Here is a 16,821-nt window from a genome sequence, read left to right as displayed (position 1 = left end):
AGGGCATAGGTATGATAACAATTGGGTATCCATATGTTAACAAAACCTGGTTATTTAATACTATACCGCCGCTGAGTCTGGTTTTGTGGCAATATATGCCGAGGGAAGCATATTAAATTCCTGCTTAAAATATTTACTGAAATGCTTGGGATTATTGAACCCTACTTCATACGCCACTTCAGCTATGGTGAGTTGAGACTTGAGCAGCAATGGTTTTGATTTAAGCAATCTGTAAGAACGGATGTATTCAACCGGCGATTTACCCGTCAGGGGCAGGATCTTTTTATAAAGGCCCACCCTACTCATATTCATATCTATACTTAACTGGTCTACCGTATACGAAGGATCTGATAAATGCCGCTCAATATGTACGGAAAGCTGCCGCATAAACTTATCGTCTACAGATTCTATTTCACTGTCTGATGGTTTAAAATCTACCTGTTTTTGATAGGTCTTTTTAGAAAGTGCCTGCTGTTGTAGCAGGTTCCTGATCTTGGACAGCAGGATTTCAAAGTTAAATGGTTTAGTCACATAATCACTTGCCCCTGTTTCAAGTCCCGTCAGTTGCTCTTCTTCCCTCGTTAATGCAGTAAGCAATATCACTGGGAGGTGTGCTGTCCGCTTATCAGACTTGATCTTTTTACACAGGTCAATGCCATTCATCTCGGGCATGGTTACATCACTTACCACAAGGTCGGGATGTACCGAAAGTATCTTCTGCCAGCCCTCTTTTCCATTGGCTGCTTCAGCGATCTGGTAATGCTCTCGGAGATTGTCCTTCAGGTAAAAACGAAAATCTTCATTGTCTTCTACCAGCATTAAGACTGGCTTTTTACTTTTCCAGACAAATTTAACCTCTTCTGCTGCTGAAGTCAGGGCACTTCCGTCGGTAATCAATTGATCTATCGGTCCAGCAAGTGCCTGCTGCTCCTCCAAAACAACCTGCCGAAGCGGTAAGGTCACTATAAATTCACTGCCAATATTTAGCGTACTTGCTACTTGAATAGTGCCGCCATGGAGCTTGACAAACTCTTTGGTAATGGACAAACCTATGCCACTGCCTTGGTTAACGATAGAATCTGGCACATCATTTTGAAAGAACCGTTCGAAGATGCGCTCCTGATTTTCTGCCGCAATACCTATCCCTGTATCGGCTACTGTTAATGTCAGCATTGCCTGCTGCCGCTGGTCATAGCCTGCCTTGAGACTTACTTTTACTTCTCCTCCCTGAGGAGTGAATTTAAAAGCATTTGACAATAAGTTGAACAATATCCGCTCTATTTTATCATGGTCAAACAATGTGATGAGGTTATTTCTGTCCGTTTGAAAATGAAGGCTAATGCTTTTCCGGTCGGCCACATCACTAAAAGAAAAGGAAAGCTCTTGTATAAACAGGATGATATCCCCGGTTTTGGGATGCAGTTTAAGCTCATGCACTTCCATTCTCCTAAAATCAAGCAATTGGTTTACCAGGTTCAGCAACCTTCTGCCATTGCGCTGGATAAGTTGTAGCTGAGGCTTCTCTGCATCACCGGAGTGCTTTATAAGCTTCTCCAGGGGTGTAATGATCAGTGACAGTGGGGTACGGAATTCATGGCTCACATTGGTCAGGAATTTGATCTTTAGCAAATCCAGGTCATGCATCCTTTTAGATTGCTGCCGTTCCTGCTCTACTAAAAACTCCTTTCTGATCCGCCGGATTCCCCTGTTTCTTATATAAAACAAGGTACCACAAAACAAAAATGCATAACAGATGTAAGCAATGGTAGTTCGCCAGAATGGCGGATAAATGGTAATGGTTAGACTAGATGCGTTGTCTACCCAATTACCTGAAGCATCTGTTGACACCACTTTAAACGTGTACTTTCCAGGATCAATATTTGTATAGGCTGCCAATCGGTTATCTCCCTGAAGCTCCTGCCAGTTCTGATCAAACCCTTCCAGTTTATACCGGTATTTGATCTTTTGCGGATTAAAAAAATTAAGCGCCGCAAATTCAATAGCAAAGCCGTTCTGATCATAGCCCAACTCAAGTGAATCGGTGTAAAGAACGGACTTCTTTAAAAGCACACGCCCATTCAGCCGCTCTCCAATACCCACACTCCTGTTAGAGATCTGCAGGTCAGTGAGCACAATGGCAGGTCTGCTATTGTCATTCCTGATATTGTCCGGCTGAAACAAAGTAAAACCATTTGCGCCTCCAAAAATTAATTCCCCCGACCGGGTCTTGTAACCTGCATTGGCATTAAAAGCATTGCCTTGCAAGCCATCATGCTCATCATACTTTCTAAAAGAATAGGCAAAATCTGACTTGTTCTTCTTAACAAGAATTTCAAAAAGCCCGTTTGCAGTACTCACCCATAGATTTCTGTTGTTATCCTCTACCAGCTTTAAGGTTGCCTTTTCCGACAAGCCGTTTTTAGTGTCGAAATTCAAAAAGGTATTTGTTCCGGTATTCAGTCTGCTCAGTCCATCCCTTGTCGCTACCCATATAAAGCCATAGCTGTCCTGCAAAATATCATACACCACATCATTAATCAAAGAATTGGAATTACCCGCCTGATTTTTATAATGAACAAACTTTCCGTTCTTCTCCAGCTTATCGACTCCCTGGGAGGTCCCGACCCAGATGTTTCCCCTCTTGTCTTCCAGCAGACAGGATATGAAATTTGAACTGACACTGTTATTCCCACCGGCAACGTGATGGATGAATTCGCCTGTCTTCCTGTCGAACTTATCCAGTCCGCCGCCAAGCGTAGCAATCCATATATTTCCTTTGCGATCTTCTTTAATGTCCCATATACTGTCGTCATTCAAACTTTTAGGATCTGCGCTATTGTGCTTATAGACTTTAAAGTTCTTCCCGTCAAAACAATTAAGCCCACCTAAGTAAGTCCCAACCCAAAGCTTTTTATCCCGGTCTATATACAGGCTCACTATGATGTCATTGCTCAGGCTATTGGGATTGGCAGCCTGGTGAACATATCTTTTAAACTGCCCCGTTTTGCGGTTGAAATAAAAGAGTCCACCGCCATTTGTACCTATCCATATATTACCCAGTTCATCTTCTACAAACCTGTTTACATCATCGTAAGTTAAACCATTAGGATTTGCTGCCTGGTGACGGTACAAGGGAAATTTCAAGATCTTTTCATGGTAAAAACTGATGCCCTTTTTAAAGGTGCCCACCCAAATGATTCCAGAAGGATCTTTATACAGACACAGGATACTGTTCTGGCTTAGGCTTTTAAGGTCATCTTCTTTATGTGTCAGGTACCGGATGCTAAAATCCTGCTTATTCAGCAAATTAACACCCCCATGATCTGTACCAATCCAGATCTGACCTTTCGCATCCTGCAAAACACCGTTGATAATATTATTGTTGAGGGCTCCCGGTCCCTTGTCTATAAAGCGTGTGGCGCCTGAAGCTGGCGCGTAGTAATCTATACCCTGCTGATTGTTGAGGGTATAGATCCAGAAATCACCTTCACGGTCAACGAATAACTTAAAATTCAGAAATTCAGAAGATTTTTTCACCTGCAAGGAAACGATTCGTTTTTTTACCTTACCGGTACGTTTATCGAGCAGTTCAATGGTTTTATCCTGGTGAATTACCCACATATTGCCCTTATCATCTTTTTGAAGTGCAGATACTGCCGTATTCGCCAAAGAGGAGGCGCCTTTTCCTTCTCCAATCTTTAGGTGTGTGGTAAGAGATTTCCTGACGTCATATTTAAATATGCCTTCTGCTCCTGCATTAAACCAGAAATTGCCCTCGCTGTCCTTCAGTATATCAGTAATTATCAGGGCACTAATCCCCATACCTTTAAGATAACCCTTAACATCGCGGATAAAGATCTGTTTCCCCGGATCGTAAACATTTGGCCCGCTCCGTGTTTGAAGATAGAGTTTGTGATCAGGGAGTTCAAAGATATTGATGATATTGTCATCACTAATAGAAGTGGTATCTCTTGGATCATGCTTAAAAACCTTAAACTGATAGCCGTCAAACCGGTTTAAACCGGATAAGGTACCAAACCAGATAAAACCTTTAGCATCCTTGAAGATAGAATTTACCTGGTTATGCGACAATCCATCTGAAAGATCGATACCGGAAAACTGGATCTGTGGCTGCTGGGCGAATCCTGTTATGGACAGAAAAAAGCATATTAAGATAATAATTGATCTTCTGTACAGCATCAGACAGCTTAGTTTACCAGTTCTATCCAGTTGCCATCTTCCCTGATCAGTTCAATAAGGTCATCCAGCGCACGTGCAGCGTTTACATTCTTCTTTACCACCTCTTTACCGCGGTACAAGGTAATTTTATCCGGACCCGTACCTACGTAACCGTAATCCGCATCGGCCATTTCACCCGGGCCATTTACAATACAGCCCATGATGCCAATCTTAATTCCTTTTAAATGGTCTGTACGCGAGCGGATCAACTGAGTCGTTTCCTGAAGGTCAAACAGCGTTCTTCCGCAACTGGGACAGGAAATATATTCCGTCTTGGAGATCCTGGTGCGCGTAGCCTGCAGGATGCCAAAACTGGTAGAATTAAGCAATGATAAGCCAATACCTTCTGTACTGATCCATACCCCATCGCCCATTCCATCGGTAAATAATGCACCCAGGTCTGTCGCAGCGTAAAGCATCAGATCGTCGGCCGACAATCCTGCATAGCTTCTTTTAATGATCACGGGAATCTGCACACCTGCTTTCATCATCGCTACAAAAAATGATCTTTGTGCTGCCATACCATGCAGGGCATTGGTTTCAAGTACAATGACCACTCCCGCTTTTAACAAGCCGAAGTCGACGGAGGCATCCGCAGCATTGATCGCAACCAGTGTCATCTGGTTATCCGTATATTCGGCACCCAGATAATCTGCAAAGCTGATCAAAGGGTGACAGTTCTGCTTATCTTTCAGCCCCAGCCAGGTCTGATAATTATATACCTGCTTCAGATTGCCGGGAAAAGAAAACGATGGCAGCGCATCTCCTAAATAAACCAGGTCACAGGCCTGATCGGTCATGTTGTATTTATCCAGTCCGGCGCTATAGTTATAGCCCACCGCGCTTAAAAAGTAAGGGTCTTTCAGGTTCTCTGCTGATACATCCAGCATCACCACAGGATGATGATGGCCCCCAATATGCTGTATAGGCAGGGTTTGCCTCCGTGCATAGGCATAAGGATTGTATGGCAGTGAGCCAATGCTAAGCGGAGAAAAATCAGGTTTATCTTGCTGTGCAGCACGTTTTTCATACCGCAATGCCAGGGCCTTTGCTACCGGTGCTTCAAACTCCGGGTCCTCAGTCAGCGATACACGGATCGTATCACCCAGCCCATCTTCCAGTAAAGTACCGATACCTACCGCGCTCTTAATCCTTCCGTCTTCACCGTCTCCGGCCTCAGTTACCCCAAGGTGCAACGGATAGTTCATCCCTTCCTTTACCATGGTCTCTACCAGCAGCCTGTAGGCCTGCACCATTACCTGCGTATTACTGGCTTTCATAGAGATCACCAGGTTGTAATAGTTCTGGTCTTCGCACATGCGGATAAACTCCATCGCCGATTCTACCATACCGCGGGGTGTATCGCCATAATGGCTCATGATACGGTCGGAAAGGGAACCATGATTGGTACCAATGCGCATAGCAGTACCATATTCTTTACAGATTTTTACTAATGGGGTAAATTTCTTGTAGATGCGTTCCAGCTCAGCCTGATAGGCTGTCTGGGTATATTCTATATTCTCAAATCTCTTTTTATCAGCGTAATTGCCCGGGTTTACCCTAACTTTTTCCACAATGCGTGCCGCAGCTTCTGCAGCATTTGGGGTAAAATGTATGTCAGCTACCAACGGCACCGTATACCCCCTGTAGCGCAGTTCTTTTTTAATATTAGCCAGGTTTTCTGCCTCTTTCATGCTAGGTGCAGTGATACGCACATATTCGCAGCCCGAGTTTACCATCCTGATGGTCTGCTCTACTGTACCTATGGTATCCATGGTATCAGTAGTGGTCATAGACTGTATCCGGATCGGATTTAATCCTCCCATAGGGACATCACCTATCTGAACTTCACGGGTAATAAACCTTGAGTAATTGGTTAAGCTGTTACAGTATCCTTCCATGACTTGCAAATGTGTATTACAAAGATAAAAGATTAAATTAATCTATCCTTTATAACCAGCGTATTTGCGATGATATCGTGAAAGCATTGTTGCTTTTTATTGAGAAAACTATATAAATACCCGAAAAACAAAGGGGCAACCGACAATATCTTAGCGGTATTGCGACCAAAAGAGCTTGCCATATCAATCCTGCTCCCGCTCAGGTCAGTCACTCTTATGTTTAACAGGCGCTTGCCAATTGTTGCCTGTCTTTCGGACGCCTCGGCTATACTGCCATAAATGAATTTGGCGATAAGTATAAGCGGCAGACCACCGACTGACACAGCAATCCGCTCCGTCTTTTCTTCTATAAAAGCAAAACTGAACAACACGAGAAACGCATATCCAAGTATTAAAAAGAAATAGTCTATCACCATAGCAAGCAAGCGCTGGTCAAAGGAAGCAAAGTACTGTGGCGCAGTCTGCTGAAAAGTAAAACCAAGAAGCTCACGCAGTTCGGCAAACTCGTGAGCTTCTTTATAATCATCCATCCCGGGCTTTCTGATGAAGGTACCAGGCTGGATATTCAATGCTTTTAGCTGATCAGGACCATAGGGCCCTTCGGGCTTACCGTTGATGACAACTGTATATTCCACCTAATACCTTTTCACCTCAAAGTTACTCAATCCTCCATCCAGATTGACAAATATTTTCTTAACAGCCGTTTTGTAATTAGGACTTTCATAAAGCCCCTCTTCCAGCTTGGTAAAACCCGTAAAATCTTTTGACGACAAACCTGTTTTAGTCTTTATCCTGCATCCGGATGCTACAGGTACATTTATTTTAACATCTGCAACGCCAGTTTTGATATTTACATCAGTGATCGGCAGCAGATCGCCAAATTTGATATTCAGGGCTGCGGCACCACCATCAAAATTAAACTCACGTACCTTAAAACCAGACAGGTCAAAATCAACTTCCCCGGCACCCATATTCATATGAACTTCCCAGATCGGGTTGGCATTTAATTTCAAGTCCACATCATTACCACCCTCACCCATATTCCATTTAGACTTGCCTTTCATCTTGAAACTTACCGAAGTGATGCTGTCAGTTTTATTGGTCTCCAGTGAAAAATTACCCAGTTTACGTTGTACATCAGCAATGATCAGACTATCAGTACTGCCTTTGAGATCAAATGATGTCCCACCTCCTGATATATTCAAGATGGTTTTTACCGATGCTGAATCTGTATATGGATGCGAATAGGTTACATCCCTTGGAATATCTAAATCATTGCTTTCCTCTGTATGACTGCTTATCGTTACCTCTTTTTGCCTCGGTTGCTGCCCTTTATAAAACAAAATCCCGAGTGTGATTACCAGTATAGCAATAGAAATGATTCCGGCAATCTGCGATTTATTTTTAGTGAAAAGGATATTTACCCCGCCAATGATCAGAAATATTGGCCAGAAGCGCCATACCCGGCCCCAGTAAAATTCAATGATATTAAAGTTCTCTAAAAGAAGCACCCCCCCTATAAACAACAGGACGATACCCCACATTATTCTATCAGTTTTCATCTTGCTTATCTTTTTTGGTAAATCTATCGTCTATTTTTGATGCTTCCTTACGTGGTTCTTCACTAAGAGCATCTGCTACAGGAGTGTCCGTCAACGGTTCTGCAGGATCTGCAGGATCGTTATCACGACTGCGTATATCAGTGTACAAATCTTGTTCCTGCTGTCTTTTCCATTGCTCCCATGCATTTTTTTTATTGGATTTTAGAATAAAACTAACGCCTATCGCTACAAAAACCAGCGGCCACAGTTTGCCGATATTAAACCAAAAAGGAATGATGTTAAACTCATTCAGTAAAAAATACATTCCTATCACCAACAGAAACAATCCCCCTACCGTACGTCCGGTTTCATTACTTTTCTGTTTGAACTTGAAATTGTCCTTGCTTTTTACAGTATTAAAAGGATCCTCATGAATGGTAGAAGATGTCCAGCCCTGACTGCTACTACTCCCTGCAGGATTACCTGAAGGCTGAGAAAAGGGATTTGATGAGGTAAACGGATTGCTCTGCCTATCCCTGTTCATATTATTAAATCTGTTAAACCTGCTCGTCGGATCAGTATTAACCGGCACTACGATCCACATGATCACGTAAACCAATATACCGGTGCCCACTAAAAAAATTGTTGATAGTACAAACAATAATCTGATTATCGTCACATCTACCTCCATGTATTCTGCAACTCCGGATGAAACCCCCGCAATCACTTTCTCATGTTCATTCCTAAATAACCTCTTGTCCATAATCTATGTCCTCCTCTATGTTTAAAACTGTATAGGCCTGATCACTACCTCATCAACATTTACGCCATTACTTAAGTTTAGAATGGTGTATATCGTATTCGCAATATCTTCTGGTTGTACAAAACGTTCAGCCGGGATTTCAGTACCCTCCCATGATGACGTTAATGTCGAACCCGGCAAAATAGCGGTAACTTTAACGTTGTATTTTGATAGCTCTCCCCTAAATACATTATTAAGACTTAGCAAAGCGGCTTTAGTTACACTGTAACTGCCTGCCTCAGGCACAATTTCTTTACTGGCTACAGAGCAGATATTAAAAATGTTGCCTGATTGCCGCGCACGCATCATTTTGCCAAAAAACTTAGACAGATAATAAGTTGCCTTAAGGTTCAAATTTAACTGCTTTTCCATCTGATCATCAGGCTCATCCAGCACCAAACCAGGCAAAAACGTACCTACATTATTTACCAGCACATCTACTACAGGCATTTGCTGCGCTGCCGCCTCACAAAAAGCATAGACTTCTTCTTTGACCTCACAATCTGCCTGATAGGTAAGCACATTGACACCGGTATATTTCATCGCCAGGGCAAAAGCTTCCAGTTCCGCGCCGTTTCTCGAACAAACAGCGATATGGTAACCAGACTCAGCCAGTTTGACGGCAATGGCTTTTCCAATCCCTTTGGTACCGCCTGTAATAATTGCATTCATGTATATACCTCTTTTTGACGCAATATTACAAAAAAGCCCTGCTTCGCAAAACATTATGACCAAACATTGGTTAGAAAAGTGATGCTTTCTTTTCAAATTTTATTGTTTATTTGTATTAATATTGCGCATATGCTACAGCTAATTATTCAAGAATGAATTTCACCAACTTTGGCCGGTACCTGCTTTTATTAAAAGCGGTATTCAGAAAGCCTGAAAAATTCAAGATCTACCTAAAGGCCATTTTTAAACAAATGGATTTTATTGGCGTTGGCTCAATGGGCTTAATAGCCATCATATCTACATTTATTGGTGCTGTAATGACTTTACAAATCGCTTTCCAGCTGGTAAGTGATTTCATTCCTAAAACAATCATCGGTTCTGTAAACCGCGATTCAAGCATACTGGAACTTAGCCCTACCATCACCGCTATCGTACTGGCAGGAAAGATCGGCTCGGCCATTTCATCAGAAATCGGCACCATGAGGGTCAGTGAGCAGATCGACGCACTGGAGATCATGGGCATCAACTCTCCCGGATACCTGATCCTTCCCAAAATACTTGCCGGCATTACCATGGTCCCTCTATTGGTTATCATGTCGATGTTTTTAAGCATCACTGGCGGATACCTGGGCGGAACTTTATCGGGCGCAGTTACCCCGGCTGAATATCTGGAAGGCATTACCACTGATTTTAACCCATACACCATAGTAGTTGCCCTGGTCAAAGCCTTTGTATTTGGTTTTATCATCACCTCAGTGCCTGCTTACGAAGGCTTTTATGTCAAAGGCGGCGCACTCGAAGTGGCGCAGGCAAGCACGCGTGCAGTGGTAGTGAGCTGTATCTCTATCTTAGCATGTGATTACATTGTAACCCAGTTATTATTATGATCGAGATCAAAGACATTAATAAATCATTTGGAGATAACGAGGTATTAAAAGGCATTTCAGGCAATTTCGAAGCCGGTGTCACCAACCTGATCATCGGCGGATCCGGCTCAGGCAAAACCACGCTGCTCAAATGCATGATCGGTTTGCACCACCCTGAGCAGGGAACTGTAGAATACGACGGACGCGAATTTACGTCCATGAACTTCGAGGAAAAAATCGAGATCAGAAAAGAAATTGGTATGCTTTTCCAGGGTTCAGCATTGTTCGACTCCATGACAGTAGAAGAAAACATTATGTTTCCGCTCAATATGTTTACCGAGCAAAGTACTGCCGAAAAAAGAGAAAGGGTAAACTTCTGCCTCGACCGCGTAAACCTGGAAGGCAAGAATAAACTATTCCCGGCTGAACTTTCAGGAGGTATGAAAAAGCGCGTAGGTATCGCAAGGGCCATTGCCATGAATCCTAAATATTTATTTGTGGACGAGCCAAATTCAGGCCTTGACCCAAAAACATCGATTGTAATTGACGAACTGATCAAGGAAATCACTGAGGAATACAACACCACCACCATCGTGGTAACACACGATATGAACTCTGTAATGGGCATAGGCGACTATATCCTGTTTCTCCATGAGGGCAAAAAATTCTGGGAAGGATCTAACAAAGAGATTGCCCATACCGACATCGAAGAGCTAAATGATTTTGTTTTTGCCAGCCGCTTTATGAAGGCAGCAAAAGGAAAATTTTAATATATATACAATTTTATGATAAGCCTGTTAACACCCACACACTGGAAAGATTATGAACTGATTGACTGTGGGGATTTTGAAAAATTAGAACGCTTTGGCAACCTGGTACTGTCCAGGCCCGAACCACAGGCCGTCTGGAAAAAGACCCTGACTGAACAGGAATGGAAAAAACAGACCCATATCAGGTTTAAAGGCCGCTCTGCCACATCAGGCGAATGGATCAAAAACTCCGCACATCTGCCAGACCGCTGGAACATAGAATACAAGAACGATGATGTAAGCATCAACCTGCGTCTGGGCCTCACTTCTTTCAAGCATGTTGGCGTATTTCCAGAACAGGCGGTAAACTGGGATTATATCTCGTCTTCCATCAAAAAGTTTAAGACAAAAAGTCCTAAAGTACTCAACCTCTTTGCCTATACCGGAGCTGCTTCATTAATTGCTAAAGCCGCAGGGGCTGATACCACACACGTTGATTCTATCAAACAGGTGGTAAACTGGGCAAATGAAAATCAGGAACTCTCCAAACTTAAAGATGTACGCTGGGTAGTAGAAGATGCGCTGAAATTTGTAAAACGCGAACTAAAGCGCGGTAAAAAATACAATGGCATCATACTGGACCCTCCTGCTTTCGGTCATGGCCCTAATGGGGAAAAATGGAAACTGGAAGACCATATCCAGGAAATGATGCGCGATGTAGTACAGCTACTGGACGAAGAAGAACATTTCCTGATCTTAAATACCTATTCTTTAGGCTTCTCTTCCGTAATCGTAGAAAACCTGATCAGGACTTCCTTCCCCCAGGTAAGGAACCTTGAAACAGGCGAGCTTTACCTGCAGGCTACCATGGGCACCAAATTGCCGCTTGGTGTATTTGGCAAGTTCAACAACTTCAAATAAAAAAGAGAATATCTATTGTACCCGACTTTTTTATTATTATTAAGAGTGGTATACTTGTATGATGTTAGTGATGTAGCATTATTGCTTGCAAATCGGTCATCTTACCTTAAAAACACATAAAAAAATGAAACTACCTCAACTAGCAGGGATGCTTTTAGTAGGAATTGCCTCGATAGGGGCATCCACGAGCTGCACATCTGATGGAAAAAGCACTGTAGGGCAGACTAAAGTTCTGGCCAATGGAGATACTGTATCAACAGATTCAGTAGCATCTACAATCCTGCCTATAGATACAGCGAAATACGATGCTGCTATAAAAAAAAATGCCAACGGAGATACTACGGGCAAATGGCCTGTTAAAAACCAGCCTTACCCATTGGCAGGAGCAATCCTCCCTTTTAAAAGGATCGTAGTGTATTATGGCAACCTCCATTCCAAAAAAATGGGTGCCCTTGGAGAATATGCGCCTAAAGAAATGTGGAGGAAATTAAACGTTGAAGTAAAGAAATGGGAAAAAGCTGACCCCGCTATTCCTGTACAGGTTGGCTTACATTACATCGCTTCAGTAGCAAGCGGCACCCCGGGCAAGGATGGAAAATACATTAACCGCATGGGTAATAAACAGATTGACTCTGTATTGAAAATAGCTGCTATGCAAAAAAATACCATCGTATTTCTGGATTTGCAAGTGGCGTTGAGTAATCTGAAAGACGAAATTCCGCATATTGCGAAATACCTTGAACTACCATACGTACATCTGGGTATTGACCCCGAGTTCTCCATGAAGGATGGCTCAAAACCTGGAAAGAAGATCGGTAAATATGACGCTGCTGACATCAACTATGCATCTCAGTATCTGGCAGACGTGGTTAAAAAGCACAATCTTCCACCTAAGGTATTTGTGGTCCACCGCTTCACCCAGGGAATGGTAACTAATTACAAGAACATTAAACTTCATCCTGAAGTACAGATTGTAATGCATATGGATGGATGGGGAGAACCGGAACTCAAAAAAGGCACTTACCGTAACCACATTTATCCAGAGCCTGTTCAATTCACCGGATTTAAGATATTCTATAAAAATGACCTTAAGAGAGCTCCGAAACGCCTGATGACCCCGGAAGAACTTTTGAAATTGAAACCGGCGCCAATTTATATCCAGTACCAGTAAGGATACGCTTTACCACCGGTATATGTGCATCCGGTCTGAGTGCCGAGTGAGTCCTGTGTGAGTCCGGTTTTTTCTAAGAAAAAAACGGACTCACACAGGACTCTCAACATATTCATTTAGCAGTCAGTCAAAGTGCTTATAGAGCACTATTCAAAACCTTAAACTTCTAAAATTTGAATGTGTAATCTGTAGCATAATAAAAAAGCCATCCGAAGATGGCCTTTTCAACTATACTAAAACTAAACTGGAAACTATTTGGCACTTTGTTTAAGTTGCGCAAGCTCTTTTTTGAGCTTATCTATTTGAGCTTGCTGCTCTTTGATGGCAGCTACAAGAACAGGGATCAGACTTTGCGTTTGCGCTTCGTCGTACTTTGCGATTTTTGAATTATTCTTCCCTGCGCTGTATACTTTACCGGTTTCTTTTACCATCTCAGGAAATTCTGTTTTGAGATTATTGGTTTTGAAACCATACTGATTGCCGGAAGGCAATTTTAAATAGTTGAATTTGCTTACATCATATTTGAAAGTAATGGGTTCAAGGTTTACCAGATGTTTAACAGGATTGCTGATGTCGGCAACATTAATTTTTAATTCTTGTTCCTGGATCTTTTGTGCGTTTACATTTAACGCAGCTGCGCTCAGTAAAATTGCTGCTATAGCGATTTTACCTAAAAAAGGTTGTTTCATATAAAAAAATTGCTGTTTAAAAAAATAATTGGTTGTACGGGGAACTATGCCATGCAGTCGGGAGGCGGATGCGGCAATGAGAAATAAGTTGGGCTTATTTGCTTAATGTAATGATTGTCCAGTCTTTTAGATAAAGAAAGGACATGTAAAAAATTTAATTCAGACTGACAGATGAAATCTTCGTCTGCATATTCTAACTGTTTGGATGACTTGCTTTCTTCAGGCGTTTCGTTACTATCCTGTTCGGCAGGAAGCTCCTGCTCCAGGGGAAGCATAGAGCATGATGAGACCGTTGAGAGTGAAACAGGCTGTATTAAAATATCAAAAATAGCTAACGGGCTGTTCTTCACCAGCAAGAAGCAGAGTAAGATAAATATGCCCGTTAATTTTCTAAACATGCTGCAAAGTTAGAAATTTTTAAAAAAGTTTAGTCTGCCCTTTGTCATCAATATCCAGATCATCCGGGTTAGTGATTTCTAATTTGATATCTTTTGCTAGTTTTTCCACAGGCTTTTCTTCAGCAGGGTCATTCCAAGCCGGCTTAGCTTTTTTATCTGTCTCTGGTAATTTCACTTCCGTTTCCTCTGTCTTTAGCTGCGCTACCTGAGCTTCAACAGGTTCCGCTGTTTCATCTGCAGGTTCTGTATCTGAATCAAGCTCTGTGTCAGAATCAGGCTCCAGTGCTGTAGTATTCGTTTCTGTAAAAGCGATGGCAGCCTTTGGTTCTTCAGCGGTTAATTCTTCTTCCGCATTATTTGCTATGGCGATGTTTTTAACATCATGCTGTGTCAGTCTGTTGCCATTGGCCTTGATTCCTTTAACGTCTATAAATTCCGCCAGCACGATTTCCAGTGTTTCGGGAATCTGTGTCTTTCCTTTCAACACGTCAACCGTTAATACCGCATTGGGATTACCGGTCAGGTACATAAACTTAGATCCTGTTTCCTCACTGATAAGGCTTACTTTCCTGCCTACAGCCACCGGCTCAAACACAAACCTTTTAACAAAGTAGTTCTTGGCCTTACCTTCAAATTGCACCACCGCAAAGGGTTTCTCCGGATTAAACTTCTGGATCAGGATCAGGTCGGCATCAAAATGATTGCTCAGTTCAAAGGTACTCAGTTCATACCAGCCTTCCTTATGTACCTGCAGGATCTTATCGTCGCCATCAAATTCACCCAGATATTTACCCCTGCCGTCTACATTAAGCCTTCTCAGGAGCTCATCATACCAGATCTTCAAGCCAGAAAGGGTAGACACGCCTTTGCTCTTGAGCAAGATCTTTTTGACAGGGTATTTAGATACAATATTTCCTTGCGAGCCACGGCCTTTGATGGCTATTTCGGCATAGTCCTGATCAAACTGTAGTTTCTTTAACTTGGTATGCGGCTTAAGCTGCACCGTAATGATCTCGGCCTCTCCATTCGGATTGGCAGTGAAGTACAACACTTTAGAGCCTTTACTGCCTTTAGTAAGGTCATATTCTTTATCACGCGTTACCCCTACCACAGCAAACCGCTTGATATAAGAAACGCCGCTGGCGCCATCTTTATAGATCATGTTGTACACCGTCCGCTCATCGCCCTTTTTAAATACCTGGGCGTGCAGGATTCCTTTGCCCACAAAGGTTTTTTCAGCCACCTTGGTAATGATGCACTTGCCATCTTCTCTGAATACAATGATCTCATCGAGGTCAGAGCAATCGGCTATGAACTCATCCTTGCGCAGACCAGTTCCGATAAAACCTTCTTCACGGTTCATGAACAACTTAACATTGGCCAGGGCTACTTTGGATGCCTCTACCCTATCAAACAGGCGTATTTCGGTTTTACGCTCCCTGCCTTTGCCATATTTGTCTTTTAATTTCTGAAACCAGGCAATGGCATAATCTGTGAGGTGACGCAGGTGGTTTTTAACCACTTTGATGTCATCATTAAGCGCCTTCATCTGCTCGTCGGCCTTCTTAACATCAAAGCGGGTGATGCTGCTCATCGGTTTGTCGATCAGCTTTTTAAAGTCTTCCGGAAGGATCTCCCTGTAAAGCTGTGCTTTAAAAGGCTCAAACAACTGGTTTAACACGGTTACTACGGTCTCAAAATTTCCTGAGTTTTCGTAGTCTGCATTTTTATACATCCCTTCCTCGATGAAAATCCTGAGCAGGGAACTGAAGAAGATCTTTTCCTGCAGTTCGTGCAGTCTTATTTCCAGTTCCAGTTTTAACAGGTTTTTAGTATGCTGCGTATTTTGGATCAGAATGTCATTGACACTCAAAAAATGAGGCTTATCATCCCTGATTACACAGGTATTTGGAGAAATGGAAACTTCACATGACGTAAATGCGTACAAGGCATCAATGGTCACATCAGGTGAAATACCTGGCGCAAGGTGGATCACGATCTCTACATGAGCAGCCGTATTGTCCTCAATTTTCTTGATCTTAATCTTTCCTTTATCATTGGCAGACAATACGCTGTCTATCACCGAACCCGTAGTGGTGCTATAGGGCACCTCTGTGATCACCAGTGTTTTCTTATCTTTTTCGGTGATCTTGGCCCTCACCCTGATCTTTCCACCACGCATCCCTTCATTGTAGGCAGAAAAATCTGCCATACCGCCGGTAAAGAAATCGGGTAATATATTTGGTCTTTCGCCACTGAGCGCAGCAATGGAGGCATCCAGCAGTTCTATAAAATTGTGAGGCATTACTTTGGTAGCAAGACCTACTGCAATACCTTCAGCACCCTGGGCCAATAGCAAAGGGAATTTGACAGGTAAGGTAACGGGTTCATTGTTCCTGCCATCGTAACTAAGCTGCCATACAGTGGTATCGGGATTAAAGACCACTTCGTTGGCAAATTTAGATAAGCGCGCCTCTATATAACGCGGGGCTGCTGCACTGTCGCCGGTAACGGGATCACCCCAGTTGCCCTGACAATCGATCAGCAAATCCTTTTGTCCGATCTGTACCATGGCATCCCCTATGGATGCATCCCCGTGAGGGTGGTATTTCATGGTATTTCCGATCACATTGGCCGCTTTGTTAAAACGTCCGTCATCCATCTCGCGCAGGGAGTGCATAATACGTCGCTGAACCGGTTTTAGTCCGTCATTGATGTGTGGCACAGCGCGATCAAGAATTACATAAGAAGCATAATCGAGAAACCAGTTTTCGTAAAGCCCGTTGATGGGAATTACGGTATGCATATTTTCGTCGTTTATGTTGTTTTCTGTTTCGTCGCTCATGAAAATGGATTGGATTCCGTAAATATA

At 42.8% G+C, this 16,821-nt stretch carries 13 protein-coding genes; 4 read left to right on the top strand and 9 right to left on the bottom strand.

All coding sequences use genetic code 11. The features are described 5' to 3' along the window. Window positions 1-60 precede the first annotated feature (60 nt). Genes EZ437_RS19745 through EZ437_RS19720 form a run of 6 tightly spaced genes read right to left on the bottom strand, consistent with a single transcriptional unit; the run spans window position 61 to window position 9,155 of the window. A complete protein-coding gene (locus EZ437_RS19745; RefSeq protein ID WP_225869633.1) occupies window positions 61-4,200 on the bottom strand; it encodes a hybrid sensor histidine kinase/response regulator transcription factor in 4,140 nt (1,379 codons plus the stop codon). An 8-nt stretch (window positions 4,201-4,208) separates the two neighbouring features. Further along, entirely contained in the window at window positions 4,209-6,140 is a 1,932-nt protein-coding gene (gene ispG, locus EZ437_RS19740; RefSeq protein ID WP_131597803.1) for a (E)-4-hydroxy-3-methylbut-2-enyl-diphosphate synthase, read from the bottom strand. A 32-nt stretch (window positions 6,141-6,172) separates the two neighbouring features. Beyond that, window positions 6,173-6,775: an RDD family protein gene (locus EZ437_RS19735; protein WP_131597801.1), complete on the bottom strand. Its 603-nt coding sequence runs from the start codon at window positions 6,773-6,775 to the stop codon at window positions 6,173-6,175. Next, on the bottom strand, window positions 6,776-7,702 hold the full coding sequence (locus EZ437_RS19730; protein ID WP_131597799.1) for a LiaF transmembrane domain-containing protein: 927 nt from the start codon (window positions 7,700-7,702) through the stop codon (window positions 6,776-6,778). Beyond that, window positions 7,692-8,444, bottom strand: a complete 753-nt coding sequence (locus tag EZ437_RS19725; RefSeq protein ID WP_131597797.1) for a PspC domain-containing protein — start codon at window positions 8,442-8,444, stop codon at window positions 7,692-7,694. Before EZ437_RS19725 ends, EZ437_RS19730 begins: the two co-directional genes overlap by 11 nt. Before the next feature lie 21 nt (window positions 8,445-8,465). Next, window positions 8,466-9,155, bottom strand: a complete 690-nt coding sequence (locus EZ437_RS19720; protein WP_131597795.1) for an SDR family oxidoreductase — start codon at window positions 9,153-9,155, stop codon at window positions 8,466-8,468. Between the two features lie 152 nt (window positions 9,156-9,307). On the opposite strand from EZ437_RS19720, the gene EZ437_RS19715 reads away from it, so the two are divergent. The 4 genes from EZ437_RS19715 to EZ437_RS19700 all read left to right on the top strand — a co-directional run bounded on the left by EZ437_RS19715 (window position 9,308) and on the right by EZ437_RS19700 (window position 12,862). After that, window positions 9,308-10,042, top strand: a complete 735-nt coding sequence (locus EZ437_RS19715) for an MlaE family ABC transporter permease (RefSeq protein WP_131597793.1) — start codon at window positions 9,308-9,310, stop codon at window positions 10,040-10,042. Then, complete coding sequence (locus EZ437_RS19710) at window positions 10,039-10,791, top strand: ABC transporter ATP-binding protein (protein ID WP_131597791.1); 753 nt, start codon at window positions 10,039-10,041, stop codon at window positions 10,789-10,791. Before EZ437_RS19715 ends, EZ437_RS19710 begins: the two co-directional genes overlap by 4 nt. A 15-nt stretch (window positions 10,792-10,806) precedes the next feature. Beyond that, window positions 10,807-11,691 (top strand): class I SAM-dependent methyltransferase, encoded by an 885-nt coding sequence (locus tag EZ437_RS19705; RefSeq protein WP_131597789.1) that lies wholly within the window; start codon window positions 10,807-10,809, stop codon window positions 11,689-11,691. A gap of 124 nt (window positions 11,692-11,815) precedes the next feature. After that, window positions 11,816-12,862 carry a hypothetical protein gene (locus EZ437_RS19700; protein WP_131597788.1) on the top strand — a complete coding sequence of 349 codons (1,047 nt, stop codon included), beginning with the start codon at window positions 11,816-11,818 and terminating at the stop codon, window positions 12,860-12,862. Between the two features lie 251 nt (window positions 12,863-13,113). Here the strand turns inward: EZ437_RS19700 and EZ437_RS19695 are convergent, their stop codons facing one another. The 3 genes from EZ437_RS19695 to EZ437_RS19685 are packed head-to-tail and all read right to left on the bottom strand — an operon-like array spanning window position 13,114 to window position 16,794. Then, window positions 13,114-13,551, bottom strand: a complete 438-nt coding sequence (locus EZ437_RS19695) for a tail fiber domain-containing protein (RefSeq protein WP_131597787.1) — start codon at window positions 13,549-13,551, stop codon at window positions 13,114-13,116. 44 nt (window positions 13,552-13,595) lie between these two features. Then, window positions 13,596-13,949 carry a hypothetical protein gene (locus EZ437_RS19690; RefSeq protein WP_131597786.1) on the bottom strand — a complete coding sequence of 118 codons (354 nt, stop codon included), beginning with the start codon at window positions 13,947-13,949 and terminating at the stop codon, window positions 13,596-13,598. 19 nt (window positions 13,950-13,968) lie between these two features. Continuing rightward, window positions 13,969-16,794, bottom strand: a complete 2,826-nt coding sequence (locus EZ437_RS19685) for a DNA gyrase/topoisomerase IV subunit A (RefSeq protein WP_131597785.1) — start codon at window positions 16,792-16,794, stop codon at window positions 13,969-13,971. Window positions 16,795-16,821: the final 27 nt, after the last annotated feature.

The sequence above is a fragment of the Pedobacter psychroterrae genome, from assembly GCF_004331695.1.
Classification (GTDB): domain Bacteria; phylum Bacteroidota; class Bacteroidia; order Sphingobacteriales; family Sphingobacteriaceae; genus Pedobacter; species Pedobacter psychroterrae.
This window is presented reverse-complemented; position numbering and strand designations above follow the sequence as displayed.

Bases quoted from the DNA above. Each gene is read 5' to 3' on its own strand.
- EZ437_RS19695 (WP_131597787.1), bottom strand. From the start codon at position 13,551: ATGAAACAACCTTTTTTAGGTAAAATCGCTATAGCAGCAATTTTACTG.
- EZ437_RS19685 (WP_131597785.1), bottom strand. From the start codon at position 16,794: ATGAGCGACGAAACAGAAAACAACATAAACGACGAAAATATGCATACC.
- EZ437_RS19720 (WP_131597795.1), bottom strand. From the start codon at position 9,155: ATGAATGCAATTATTACAGGCGGTACCAAAGGGATTGGAAAAGCCATT.
- EZ437_RS19730 (WP_131597799.1), bottom strand. From the start codon at position 7,702: ATGAAAACTGATAGAATAATGTGGGGTATCGTCCTGTTGTTTATAGGG.
- EZ437_RS19725 (WP_131597797.1), bottom strand. From the start codon at position 8,444: ATGGACAAGAGGTTATTTAGGAATGAACATGAGAAAGTGATTGCGGGG.
- EZ437_RS19715 (WP_131597793.1), top strand. From the start codon at position 9,308: ATGAATTTCACCAACTTTGGCCGGTACCTGCTTTTATTAAAAGCGGTA.
- EZ437_RS19710 (WP_131597791.1), top strand. From the start codon at position 10,039: ATGATCGAGATCAAAGACATTAATAAATCATTTGGAGATAACGAGGTA.
- EZ437_RS19690 (WP_131597786.1), bottom strand. From the start codon at position 13,949: ATGTTTAGAAAATTAACGGGCATATTTATCTTACTCTGCTTCTTGCTG.
- EZ437_RS19745 (WP_225869633.1), bottom strand. From the start codon at position 4,200: ATGCTGTACAGAAGATCAATTATTATCTTAATATGCTTTTTTCTGTCC.
- ispG (WP_131597803.1), bottom strand. From the start codon at position 6,140: ATGGAAGGATACTGTAACAGCTTAACCAATTACTCAAGGTTTATTACC.
- EZ437_RS19705 (WP_131597789.1), top strand. From the start codon at position 10,807: ATGATAAGCCTGTTAACACCCACACACTGGAAAGATTATGAACTGATT.
- EZ437_RS19700 (WP_131597788.1), top strand. From the start codon at position 11,816: ATGAAACTACCTCAACTAGCAGGGATGCTTTTAGTAGGAATTGCCTCG.